Consider the following 12247-nt stretch of genomic DNA (forward strand, 5'->3'; position numbering starts at 1 on the left):
AGATATACCCTCTACTGGAACTCATTGTGTCTTTCGATAACTGATAGTAGATTCTCAATGACTGAGGTTTCTAGTTTTCCAGATGTATTGAGATGGATGGTGCGTGCTAGAGCTTTTCTTTTCGGTTTGCTAGAAGGCCAGTCATGTTCTTTATTCTGTTGAATAGCGGTGTAAAGATCTTCTAAGTCTAGAACAATTCCTTCTGGCCAAGCAAAATCAATAAAAGCCTGACGTGCTTGAGTATTTGCCCAATTTGGATACTCGGAGTCTTCTCCTGAACCCTTACCAACATGTTGCGCTAGTTCAATTAGTTTTTCCAAATATTCTTCGTAGCCTATGCTGTCTTGGTGGCGTTTCTCGATGAGCTCGTCAAGGAGCGAAGACATTTTCTCATAGTACTTCGGGTTCATGGCTTGTTCATCGACGATAGTCTTACGAACATTGTTTACAATTGTTTCTGCTACAGCTCGCTTGTCTTTTTTGGTTCCTTCAGGCAACATTTCGATGGCATCCTTACCACGATCAACAATCAGGCTGACTAAACCTTGTTCGAAAGATGCCAGGGGTCTAGAAGGCTCTGCAGAGACGTAGGTATCTAGAAGCGAACGAATACCAGCTTCGAATTGCTTGATATCTTCATTGTCACCTGCTCCGAGTTTTACCTCATCGTATACATCGGAGTAGAACTCGACTTCTTTGCGGATTTGTTGAGCTTCGGTAGTGGAATAACCGGCTTCTGCCATTTTGTTAGCAATATTAGCAAAAGCCCGCACCAGCTTAGATACCCCTTTATAGAGATCAACTCGCTTCAATTCATTGTCTTTAAGTTGTTGAGCATTGCCGCTGTCCTTTGCACAGAAGTATTGTTGGAATTGTAAGGTGCCACGCGGAGGCGCGACTGGTTCACATAGCGCCTGAACGTATTCAAGAGCTTCTTCGAGATCTCTTCGCTCTTCTTCAACACGATTCTTAAGCAGACCTTCAATGTCTTCTTTCTCGTACTCATCGAATGCTCCGGAAGTATAATCATCGACAGCCGCATTGATAGATTGGAAGAGATCACGATAGTCTACGATGTATCCGTAATCTTTGTCACCTCCATCAAGACGATTAACGCGGCAAATAGCCTGAAATAGACTGTGGTCTTGCATCTTCTTGTCGATATATAGGTAAGTTGCGCTAGGAGCATCAAAGCCGGTTAGAAGCTTGTCGACGACAATGAGTAGACGCATTTGTCCTGGGTGATTGATAAAAGTCTCTTTGACTTCTTTTTCAAACTCAGGGATCCGCTTTACTGCTTCGTCCTGAGAAACACCGAAGTAATCTGACAGCATTTTTCGGTAAACTTCGTACTTAAACATTGCTTCGTTTTGGCCTAACCCGGAATCTTCTTTAGAGATTGAAGCAGCTGTCGGCTCATAGCTTGTGATGATCGCTATTTTTCCAGTTAGAGGACTTTTGGAAAAAATTTCGTAGAACTTGCAAGCCTGGTACACGCTCGAGCAGACGAGTATAGCGTTGCCTCGCCCATCGCTTAGACGTGGCTGACTGTCCATGTCCATAATGATGTCCTGTGCGATCATACGTACTCTAGGTTCTGAGGACTCAATTTCACGGATTGTTGCCCAACGTTGTTTTAAGCGAGACTTTGTTAGATCAGTCATGCCTTTGGTTCGAGCTTCAAACCACTTGTCGATTTGTTGTTGACCAGTTAGGCGTTGTCTAATATCCCTAGCTTCGTACCGTAGATCTAGTACTACTCCATCTGTAACGGCTTCATCGAACTTGTAGGTGTGTATGTAAGAGCCAAAGGTTTCAATGCTCTTAGCTTTATCCTTTTTTAGTAAGGGTGTACCTGTGAAGCCAATGAACATAGCTTCGGGTAGCAGTTCTTTCATTGCTGCGTGGAGTTTGCCGCTCTGGGTGCGGTGTGCTTCATCCACGAATACAAATAGATTGCCTTTTGGTGAAAAGCCCTCAGAACGCGATTTCTTCAGTTGCTGGAGGAAGCTTTCAGTGTCATCAGTGGATGTCTCATTGTCACCACGGAATTTGTGTACGAGTGAACAGATTAACCATGGTTGGCTCTTGTTTAGTAGTCCAAGCAGGTTTTTAGCTGAAGATGCTCGTTCAATAGATTCATTGACACCATCGAATACTAATTCGATCTGATTATCAAGTTCAGTACGGTCAGTGATAATTAAAACACGGGCATTCTCCTGATTTTCACGTATCCATTTGGCTAGCCACACCATTGTGAGGCTTTTACCGGATCCTTGAGTATGCCAAATAATTCCCCCCTCACGGGAAGCTATGCGAGGTTGTGCTTCTTTAATAGCGAAGTATTGGTGGTAGCGGCATGTTTTCTTTGTACCTGCGTCAAAGACAATGAAATCGTGAATAATTTCTAGGAATCTGGTTTTTTCCAGCATCTGTAGGATTTCACGGTCGAGAGGTTCCTGTACTTCACTGGTTTCTTTCCATTGTAACCAGTATTTTTCTGATGCTTCTATGACGCCGTAGCGTAAGCCTTCAACGTCATTACCAGCAAAAAGAAGCTGGACGGTTGTGAAGAAAGAACGGATGAACTGTGAACCTTGATTTCCTATATTTTGGCGGATCCCCTCACTAACACTGACTTTGGAGCGCTTGAGTTCAATAACCCCCAGAGCTATACCGTTGACATAGAGAACGAGGTCTGGGCGTTTTGTGTTCTGACCTTTAACTGTTACTTCTTCGGCAACTGCAAAGTGGTTTGCCTGTGGACTTTCCCAGTCAATGAGCTGTACGGTTTCAAATGTTTCAGATGCGGAATGCTGAACTTTGACTCCATAGCGTAAAAGCTCATAGATTTTACGATTGACCTCGTATAGAGATCCGCCAGCGGGGAGTGAAGCTTTTTTCGTGAACTCCTGAACAGCACGACGGATCAGAGTGGTCTCGTAACCACGAGACTCGAGGTTTTGCTGTAGTAGTGATTCGAGGATATTGGAATTATCACGGTCACGCCAATCACCGAGATACTCATAGCCAAGGTTTTGCGTTAGAAGGTTAATGACTTTTCCTTGGGTAACAATTTCTTTTTGCCCTACTTTGTTCATGATTTGTCTCCTGTCGTTAGCCTGGTTCGTCCACTTAATAATTCCTGCATCAAGCCTTGTTTGATTGCTTTGGTGGATTCAAGTTGTTTTTCGAGAGCCTGGATTTTCGCATCAGCAGCGTCTAGGATTTCAATAATCTTAGTTTGCTCAGATACTTCTGAAGGGTATTGAATTTCAATGGGGGATACGTCTTTTGCATGGACGTGGGGTTGTGCACCGCCAGTTTGAGATAGAAAAATCTGATTCTGTTTCAGTTTAAGTAAGTAAAAAGCATATTTAAGTGTGATGTCTTTTGCGTGAGACACAGTTGTGCAATCAGATGCCCAAATATCGGAGTCATGCCAAGCTACATAACCAGCATTCGCCCCTGAGGAGCTAATAGAAATCACAGGTCCTTTTCTGTTTGCTGTATCGATGTAATCTGCAGGTTTAATGCCTGCTGCAATAAGTGGGATCGATCCATGTTTTATTTGGTGAGGAACCGAGGAACCTCGGATGAATTGTAAGACGTTACCAAAAGTAGATATATTCCATTTTTCTGAAAAGCTCGGTAAACGAGTCTTGCCGGTCAGGAGTTCCTGCATCAAGCCTTGCTTGATTGCTTTGGTGGATTCAAGTTGTTTTTCGAGAGTCTGGATTTTCACATCAGCAGCGTCAAGAATCTCAACTATTTTCTTCTGAATCGGTAGAGGTGGGAGTAGGATTTCAAGATTATTTAAATCAGAAGCATAAATATGATAAACGGTTGAACCCCTTACCAATTTCAAAACTTTCTGTTCGTTATGCCGTATTAAATAAGCAATGAATGGTGCGAATGCTTTGTCTGGTGATAAACGCATGATTAGTATATCGCTGCCGAGGATTATATCCGGTTTCGTTAAAGCACTTGCCTTCGCTAGACCATGTGGTGTTACATCTGATGTTGGCATAAGTACGTCATTGTTGCTTGAAAAAGATTTTCCAGTCCATTCTGTAGTGCTTTTAATTTTATTGATTCTTGCACCGTAGTCAGTGAAAAGTTCACCGTAATGTATACATTTGTTCTTTTTGTTGGTTCCTATTATCGATTTAGGTAGTCCAGTTCCTTTGCTGAAGTCTGCAATATCGCCAATTCGTGTCAAATTCCAATCCGTAGTATCAGTTGGCACATGATTCTTATCGGTCAGGAGTTCCTGCATTATATCCCCATTTCCGCAAGCCAATTGTCTAATACTGCTTTGGTAGCTTCTAGTTCGGCTTCAAGCTCTTCTACCGTCACGGCATAGCGGTTACCGAGTTTTATTAATCTTTCGTTGAGTTTTTGTTGAATCTCAAGTTCAATTTGTCTGAGTCGTTTTTCTATAGAAACTCCCCATTTATCCATCACGACCAGCTGTCGTACCTCATTAGGAGTCAGGATCGGATACTTTTTGAGTACAGCAAAATCTAGTTCGAGTGTAGCTTCCTTCACTTGCTTCTTTGCTTTAGCTTCTGCTGAGAATAACTTGCTTGCATAATTAAGAGCTTCGATCTCTTCAGCATCAGCATTTTCTGCTTTAGCGGCCTTCAGGCGATCAGTAATATCCTTTTTCTTAATGTTGCCATCGTCGTTAACTGCTTCATAAAGAAGTCCTTCCTCAGCAGAGTTCTCGTCCAAGTATTCTGCGAGCTCCTGTACTGTTTGCTCTTGGTGCTGAGTAAGCTGTTCAAGCTCTTCTTGTTCAGCAGGGAAATAGCGGTCAATAATGAGCTGCGGTGGGATTAAATCAGTCACCCAACGTTGAGTCTTCGTGCCAGTGCCGAACTTAATATCTGCATCTTCGTATTTTGGCTTTCTCTTGTTGTCATAGCCGGTGATGCGAGCCTCACGAGGCTGAGCAGCTTCTTTCCAATCTGAATGCATGATCAGAGCAACATCATCGTGCATCGTCTCATGCCAGTAGCTCATCAATTGTTCATAGGCACTATACTCACTGATCAGTGGGCGTTTTTTAAATTTTTCTAATAAATCGTCACCAAGGATTTGGATAAGTTCATGCGGGGGGGGGTCTGTGAATCAATGGATTTCAAGGTTTCCCTATGACTAGCCCACCACTCTTCAATATGCCGCGAATTGATGTCTTGGAAAACCTTTACGTCGTTAGAGCTTTCAATAGTCTCAGCGACTTCTTCTGTTTTAACAGTTAGTTCAACATAACCATCACGGAGAGGCTTAAAGAGCTCTTGTCGAAGATTCGGAAAAGCTTGCCAGTAGTCATCCAACGCATCAATATCTCGAATAGGAATACCACCGTTGAGATGTCCTCCCAAATCTTGGATGTCCTCAGGTTCTGAACTATCAATGTAACGAGGAATGTTGAGATTGTAATCATTCTTTGGATCAGCGATTTCTGAAATCGGAACCATACGGGAATAGCGTTCCTCCTCAATACACCCGAGATAAGTGTCGATAATTTTGCGCATATCCCGTGAACGGAGACGGTTTTTAGCTCCGTCTTTTACAAATCCCTTCGAGGCATCAATCATGAAAATCCCCTTACGGTTTGCAGCATCATTTTTATCGATCACGATGATAGAAGCCGGGATACCTGTGCCGTAGAACAAGTTGGCAGGTAAACCAATAATAGCCTTGATGAGACCACGCTTAATGAGTTCTTGACGAATAGCTGACTCAGCATTGCCGCGGAATAGTACACCATGTGGCAAAATTACTGTACCACGACCATTAGGTTTGAGAGATTTCAACATATGAAGAAGGAAAGCATAATCACCATTCTTCTCTGGAGGCTCAGCGAAACCATCAAAGCGCCCGAATTGGTAATCGAAACCATTCTTCCAAGTCTTAACGGAGAACGGAGGATTGGCTACGAAATAGTCGAAAGTCTGAAGTTTATTACCGTCACGAAACTTAGGGTTTGCTAAAGTGTCACCTTGCCTGATTGTGTGTGTTTCATTATTATGCAAGATCATATTCATGCGAGAAAGAGCCCAAGTAGCGTTATCTTTTTCCTGACCATAAATAGTCAGACCATTCGGAGATTCGTCAGCAACTTTGATTAGCAAGGAACCAGAACCACAGGTCGGGTCATAGACTGTTGTAGATTTTGGAGCATTACGTGGAATCTCAAGAAGTTTAGCCATAACACGAGAGACTTCAGCTGGGGTGTAGAACTGTCCCTTGCTCTTGCCAGATTCCGTGGCGAAGTGGCGCATAAGATACTCGTAAGCATCACCAAGAAGATCATCACCTTCTGCTCGCGAACCAGAGAAATCGATATCTTCGAAGATACCAATCAAATTACTCAAGGTGTCCTGCATTGACTTACCTTCACCCAGCTTGTTTGGGTCATCAAAATCAGCGATGTTAATGACTCCTTGGAGATCATTAGCTTCAGCTAGGAGACGAATAGCTTTGTTAATTTCTTCACCAATATTGGTTTTGCCTTTGAGGGTGATTAAATGATCGAAAGAAGCACCTTCGGGTATATCTATAAGGCTAAAAGGGTCGCTTTTAGCCTTATCGGAAACATACTTGACGAAGAGTATCGTCAGTACATAGTCCTTGTATTGACTGGCATCCATACTTCCGCGAAGTTCATCTGCACTTTTCCAGAGCGAACTATACAGATCGGACTTTTTCAAGGCCATTACCACGTCACCACCTTTAGAACCTACAGGTTATTTTTGCTCATACTTACTGTACTTTTATCTTCGGCTATCACTTGTTTGACTCGCTTACAGGATCGAACACAATGCTGTGATGCAATGTTCAAATTATATTCTGCGAATTGGTGTTGTGCCTGAGAAGTTAAGAATATAGGTAGTGCCGTATCATTTTTGGACGGTATGTGTGGTGCGCATCCAAACGTTGCCTAGTCCCTTCTCTTCTGATGGATCTTCACTTTAGGTGGCACTAGTGGAGAACAGTTACGAACTCTCCTTTATGATGCTCTGTACTGTCTCCACGAATGCTTGTTCTGTAGGAGACAGTAGCTTGTGGCGTGGCCATGCTAGATGAAGGCGTGAAAGAATCGGTGGGTTAAAAGGGATGAAATGTACATCCGGGCGGTGGTCATTCAACCCGCCAATGCAAATAGCTACCGCATTGCCTGAAGAAACAAAAAGGCTAGCGTTGAACAACAGATTATATGTTCCACAGACTTTCACATTGCCAGATATGCCTAACCATTGGGATAGTCCTTGCGGAGTAACAACATTTTCAGGGACAAGAACTGGGTATTCTCCAAGCTCATTAAGCCCAATGCTACTGCGTGTCCTGAGAGGAGAATTGTGAGCAACAAGGATACCCCATTCATCGGCATCAGGTATTTGTATGCTGTGATAACGGCTTAAAGGCCACGGCTCAATAAAGAGTCCAAAAGAAAAAGAACCATCATTAAGGCCATCTTCCACAGCACGTCCACCGCCAGAATGAATAGAAAAGCGGACAGAGGGATTCTTTTCCCTTATCCGGTGGGCTGCAGTAACCAGGTATCGGAATGTTGTACTTTCTGCAGCGGCAACACGTATTTCACCTGCCAGGGTGCCAGATGAAGGATTTAATTCTTCAAAAGTTCCTTCAGCAATGGATAAGAGCGTTCGGGCACGTTCTTGCAATAATGCTCCTGCAGGTGTGAGTGTGATTTCTTTATTAGATCTGATGAGTAACTGTTGACCTATATGCTTTTCTAGGTTGGACAATTGCCTGGATACTGCTGGTTGGCTGAGGCCTAATACATCAGCTGCGGCACTCATGGTTCCCTCATCAATGACGGTGAGGAAGGTTTGTAGCTGCTCTAAGTTTAACGGAGTGGTCACGGTATCTATTCTGCACCATCCTATGCAAAATACGCATAATGATATATGAAATATACTTATTTGTTTTAGATCTGGGTGGGAAATAGCCTTGAAAATGTCTATTCATCACATCAGTATTCACCTGTTAAGTAAGGAGAAAATATGCGTGGAGTTATGATGCGTGGCGCAGGAAACCCCGTCGTGGAAGAACTACCAGATCCAGTTATCGAACACCCTCAGGATGCAGTGATTTCTATTGTTGTTGCCTGTATTTGTGGCTCAGATCTATGGCCTTATCGTGGGCATGAAGATGCAGAAAATCTCCATATGGGGCATGAATATGTAGGCCGAGTAGAGGAAATTGGTTCCGACGTTACCACCGTAAAACCTGGTGATTATGTTGTGGGTTCCTTTGTTATCTCCGACGGAACCTGCGACATCTGCCAAGCAGGGTACCCATCACGTTGTGTAAACGGCTCTTTTGTGCATGGAGGTATTGGAGTCCAAGCTGAAAAAGCTCGTATCCCTTTTGCCGATGGAACCCTCGTTGCACTACCGGATAAACCCACTGAAGAAATGCTACCGAGTCTCCTTGCGGCTTCTGATGTATTAGGGACAGGATGGTTTGCCGCTGAGGCTGCAGGCGCGGCACCAGGGAAAACCATCGCTGTTATAGGAGATGGAGCAGTGGGACTCATGGGCGTACTTTCAGCCAAAGAAATGGGTGCCGAACGCATCATTATTTCTTCTCGTCACCCGCAGAGACAAGCATTGGCTCGGACACTAGGAGCAACGGATGTTATTGAAGAGCGTGGTGATGAAGCCGCAGAGAAAATACGTGACATGACTGGTGGTTTGGGTGCGCATGGTTCTATCGAAGCTGTAGGAACCCAAGAATCTATGATGCAAGCTATTCATTCCACTCGACCAGGCGGTTCTGTTGGTTTTGTAGGAGTATCACATAACCAAGAAATTCCAGGCATGGATCTATTTTTCTCACTGATTCACTTACATGGTGGTCCCGCGCCAGTGCGTCGTTACCTTCCCAAACTTATTGAAAAAATCTACGCCGGTGATATTAACCCAGGCCTAGTGTTTGATAAAGAAATTAATCTTGACGATATTGCAGAAGGCTATCGGTTAATGGATACCCGTGAAGCAATTAAGGTTTTGGTGCGTCCATGAGCATAACTCTTAAAGAATTACGTGAATTTCTTGCCACCGGTGGAGTAATGGTGCCTGGTTCCCCTGAATGGGAATTGATGAATAACTATGCTGCACAGGCCCGGGATACGTGTGTTCGCCTGAATAATGCTGGCTCAGATATGACCGCCATCCAGGAATGTTTCTCTGAGCTGACCGGCCATGAAACACCAAAAACTTTTCGCCTTTTCCCACCTTTCACCGCAGATTTCGGGAAGAACATTCGGGTAGGTGAAGATGTATTCATTAACTCCGATTGCTCTTTCCAAGACCAAGGTGGAATTGTCATTGGTGACCGCACCTTGATTGGCCATAAGACAATCATCGCAACCCTGAATCACGGAATGAACCCTGATAAACGGGCTAATCTGGAACCTCAATCGGTGACAATAGGATCAGATGTGTGGATCGGATCTGGCTCTATCATCCTCCCCGGAGTAAGCATTGGTGATGGGGCTATTGTAGGAGCTGGTTCTGTAGTGACACGCGATATTCCCTCTCGCGTAGTTGTGGTGGGTAACCCAGCAAAGATCATTCGTGAACTTTAGTCAGATTTTCTATCGTGTATCGTGGCGCTGTAGTACCAAGATACACGTTGCATAGTCCTCAATGGGATCTTTATAAACTCAAATGCTGCTGTATCCAACTACTGTATCCGTGGATCCAAACCATACTGCTCTGGTGCTCCGAGGTGTTCCCGCAGGGTAGAGCCCTCGTAGTCAGTGTGGAATAGTCCTCGCTCTTGTAAAATAGGTACGACGTTATCCACAAAAGCGTCGATACCGTCTTCATAAGCATCAGGGGAATACCAGAAACCATCTACGGCTCCTGCCTCAAACCATTCGGTAAGGTGATCAGCCACTTCTTCCGCAGTTCCCACTGGTGATGGGTGGAAATCAATGATTCCGTGGTAAAGAATATCCCGTACACTCCACCCCTGGCGTGCAATCTCTAATGCCTTGGCAGAACGAGGATCACCAGGGTGTGCATGAGCGTTTTTCAGTACAGCGGGATCAATAGGGGAATCAAGATCTTTTCTGGTGAGAGTAATCCCCAACATGGCGCCTAAGTAATTAACGCGCTGTAAAATATTGGGTTCCACAAACTTACCACGGCGATCCAACGCCTCGCGTTTTGTTGGAGCAATAGTTGGCATTACACCAGCAAAAAACTTAATCTCATCAGGATTACGGCCTGCGTCTTCAGCAGCTTTGCGTACTGCATTACGCTGGCGGATAGAATCCTCAATACTGAAGGTTGCGCCGATAACGGCATTGGCATAGCGCCCTGCGACCTGGAGGCCATTAGGTGAGCCACCTGCCTGGAAAATAACAGGCTGTCCTTGCGGAGAAGGTGGAATAGGCAATGGTCCTGCTGAGGCAAGGAACTCTCCAGCCATGTTGATAGGGCGGATTTTGTCGCGTCGTGCAAAGATACCTTTTTCTTTATCAAGAACCAAGGCATCTTTTTCCCATGATCCCCAGAGAGCTTGCACAATCTGAACAAACTCGTGGAGTCTGCCGTAGCGGTGAGCGCTGGATTCCATATTCTGTCCAAAGTTTGCTGCTCCACGAGGATCGGAGCCGGTCACAGCATTCCAGCCGATACGTCCACCACTGATGACATCGAGAGTTTTGAGTTGGCGGGCAAGATTATAAGGTTCATTCCATTGGGTAGATGCGGTGGAGGCTAAACCAATTTTTGATGTTCCGCGTGCTATGGCTGCCATAGTGATGAGTGGATCCATAGTCATTTGAGGAGCTTCTTTATCGGATCCCATCGTCTGGTTAGGGGAGTCTGGGAAGAAGATGAACTGGAACTTTCCGCGTTCTGCCTTTTGTGCATAGCGAACGTGCGAGTCGACGTTGCTGTAGTTGTGCGGATCTACCCCATCGAAGTTCCAAGCAGTGACTTGTGATCCGTAGCCGTTGCCTAGCTGCATGCCGATGATCATTTTCTTTTGAGTGTTATTGGACATGATTGTACCTTTCTGGATTTATAGAGTGTTTATGCGACCTTTGTGGAAGACAAGTGGATTATGGTGTGCATTGTGTATATGGTCGGTGACTTTCCAGAGCGTGAGTGTGTGGTCGCCGGCTTCTATTTCTTGTTGCTTTTCGACGAAAATCTGAGCCGCCGCATCGGGCAATACTACTGCACCAGTGTTGTGGGTGATTACTTCAACTCCATCAAAGCGTTGTGCAGTGGGTCGTTTGAGCAGTGTGGCTGTTTCAAGATTGTGAGCACTAAGAATACTAATGCCGATGTGATCCAGTTGTTGCAGTTGTGGCCATGTAGTTGAGGTGTGTGCAAAGCTCAGACTGATGAGAGGTGGATCGAGGGAGATGGTTGTGAATGAATTAGTGAGCATTCCTATGGGGGTGCCGTCGAGATGCCCTGCGGTGAGGGCGACGCCGGTTGGGTATAATCCGAAAGTTTTTCGTAGTTCCAGCGGATCAAGGTGTGGTGTCATCGTGACCTCTTTCTCGTTAAGTGGAGATGTATTCCGTTTATGAAATGTATAATACGGAAGGGTTCTCCACTTTTCAAGTGTAAGATGAAAGTATGGAGCAAAAAGAACATACGGAACAAAAGAAAAAAGCACGTAAAACACGTGCTGACGCCCAAAAAAATCGCCAAAGAATACTTGAGGTGGCTGCTCAAGCCTTCGACGAAAAAGGCGTAGAGGTACCCATGGAAACCATCGCAAAGCGTGCGGGGGTTGGGGCAGGAACACTGTATCGCCATTTTCCCAATAGGGAAGCGTTAGTGGCTGCTGTTCTGGCAGAAAAAGAAGAAGCCGCGATATTAGCGGCAGATGCTGCAGGTACAAACTCCCTCGAATGTTTATTTGCGCAGGTTCATGCGCTAGGGCAATGGTTTGGTACCTATAAAGGATTGACGGAACCTATGCGCTCGGCGGTATCGCAAACGACATCGCCATTAGGAATGCAATGCCATGATGTCATTTCCGTGCTAGATGATCTTATACAACAAGCTCGGGAGGACGGATATATTCGCCCAGGTGTGACTGGGCGAGATATATATTTACTTACTTTGGGGACTGCGTGGGCGGCGCAGCACGTAGATGATCCAGAACCATTATATGAGCTCATGGCACATGGATGGATGGCGTGAGCGGTTTCTTGGAATTTTGGGATGGGGTA

At 45.0% G+C, this 12247-nt stretch carries 10 protein-coding genes; 3 read left to right on the top strand and 7 right to left on the bottom strand.

From position 1 onward, the window contains the following. Positions 1 to 11: 11 nt before the first annotated feature. The 5 genes from EML15_RS08215 to EML15_RS08230 all read right to left on the bottom strand — a co-directional run bounded on the left by EML15_RS08215 (position 12) and on the right by EML15_RS08230 (position 7898). Entirely contained in the window at positions 12 to 3101 is a 3090-nt protein-coding gene (locus tag EML15_RS08215) for an HsdR family type I site-specific deoxyribonuclease (protein WP_144274793.1), read from the bottom strand. Beyond that, positions 3098 to 4279 carry a restriction endonuclease subunit S gene (locus EML15_RS08220; RefSeq protein ID WP_144274795.1) on the bottom strand — a complete coding sequence of 394 codons (1182 nt, stop codon included), beginning with the start codon at positions 4277 to 4279 and terminating at the stop codon, positions 3098 to 3100. Before EML15_RS08220 ends, EML15_RS08215 begins: the two co-directional genes overlap by 4 nt. After that, a complete protein-coding gene (locus EML15_RS10155; RefSeq protein ID WP_246858205.1) occupies positions 4279 to 5028 on the bottom strand; it encodes a hypothetical protein in 750 nt (249 codons plus the stop codon). Before EML15_RS10155 ends, EML15_RS08220 begins: the two co-directional genes overlap by 1 nt. Before the next feature lie 53 nt (positions 5029 to 5081). Continuing rightward, positions 5082 to 6728 carry a class I SAM-dependent DNA methyltransferase gene (locus tag EML15_RS08225; RefSeq protein WP_246858206.1) on the bottom strand — a complete coding sequence of 549 codons (1647 nt, stop codon included), beginning with the start codon at positions 6726 to 6728 and terminating at the stop codon, positions 5082 to 5084. Positions 6729 to 7007: 279 nt separating this feature from the next. Next, on the bottom strand, positions 7008 to 7898 hold the full coding sequence (locus EML15_RS08230) for a LysR family transcriptional regulator (RefSeq protein WP_144274797.1): 891 nt from the start codon (positions 7896 to 7898) through the stop codon (positions 7008 to 7010). A 141-nt stretch (positions 7899 to 8039) separates the two neighbouring features. Between EML15_RS08230 and EML15_RS08235 the strand changes: the two genes are divergently transcribed. Both EML15_RS08235 and EML15_RS08240 read left to right on the top strand, forming a co-directional pair. Further along, positions 8040 to 9062 (top strand): zinc-binding dehydrogenase, encoded by a 1023-nt coding sequence (locus EML15_RS08235; RefSeq protein WP_144274799.1) that lies wholly within the window; start codon positions 8040 to 8042, stop codon positions 9060 to 9062. Further along, a complete protein-coding gene (locus EML15_RS08240; RefSeq protein ID WP_144274800.1) occupies positions 9059 to 9628 on the top strand; it encodes a DapH/DapD/GlmU-related protein in 570 nt (189 codons plus the stop codon). The genes EML15_RS08235 and EML15_RS08240 overlap by 4 nt, the downstream gene beginning before the upstream one ends. 98 nt (positions 9629 to 9726) lie before the next feature. On the opposite strand, the gene EML15_RS08245 is transcribed toward EML15_RS08240, so the two are convergent. Next, positions 9727 to 11058, bottom strand: a complete 1332-nt coding sequence (locus EML15_RS08245) for an NtaA/DmoA family FMN-dependent monooxygenase (RefSeq protein WP_144274802.1) — start codon at positions 11056 to 11058, stop codon at positions 9727 to 9729. A gap of 18 nt (positions 11059 to 11076) precedes the next feature. Further along, positions 11077 to 11553 carry a flavin reductase family protein gene (locus EML15_RS08250; RefSeq protein WP_144274804.1) on the bottom strand — a complete coding sequence of 159 codons (477 nt, stop codon included), beginning with the start codon at positions 11551 to 11553 and terminating at the stop codon, positions 11077 to 11079. 92 nt (positions 11554 to 11645) lie between these two features. On the opposite strand from EML15_RS08250, the gene EML15_RS08255 reads away from it, so the two are divergent. Further along, complete coding sequence (locus EML15_RS08255; protein ID WP_144274807.1) at positions 11646 to 12218, top strand: TetR/AcrR family transcriptional regulator; 573 nt, start codon at positions 11646 to 11648, stop codon at positions 12216 to 12218. Positions 12219 to 12247: the final 29 nt, after the last annotated feature.

Source organism: Corynebacterium sp. sy017 (assembly GCF_017918135.1).
Taxonomy (GTDB): Bacteria; Actinomycetota; Actinomycetes; order Mycobacteriales; family Mycobacteriaceae; genus Corynebacterium.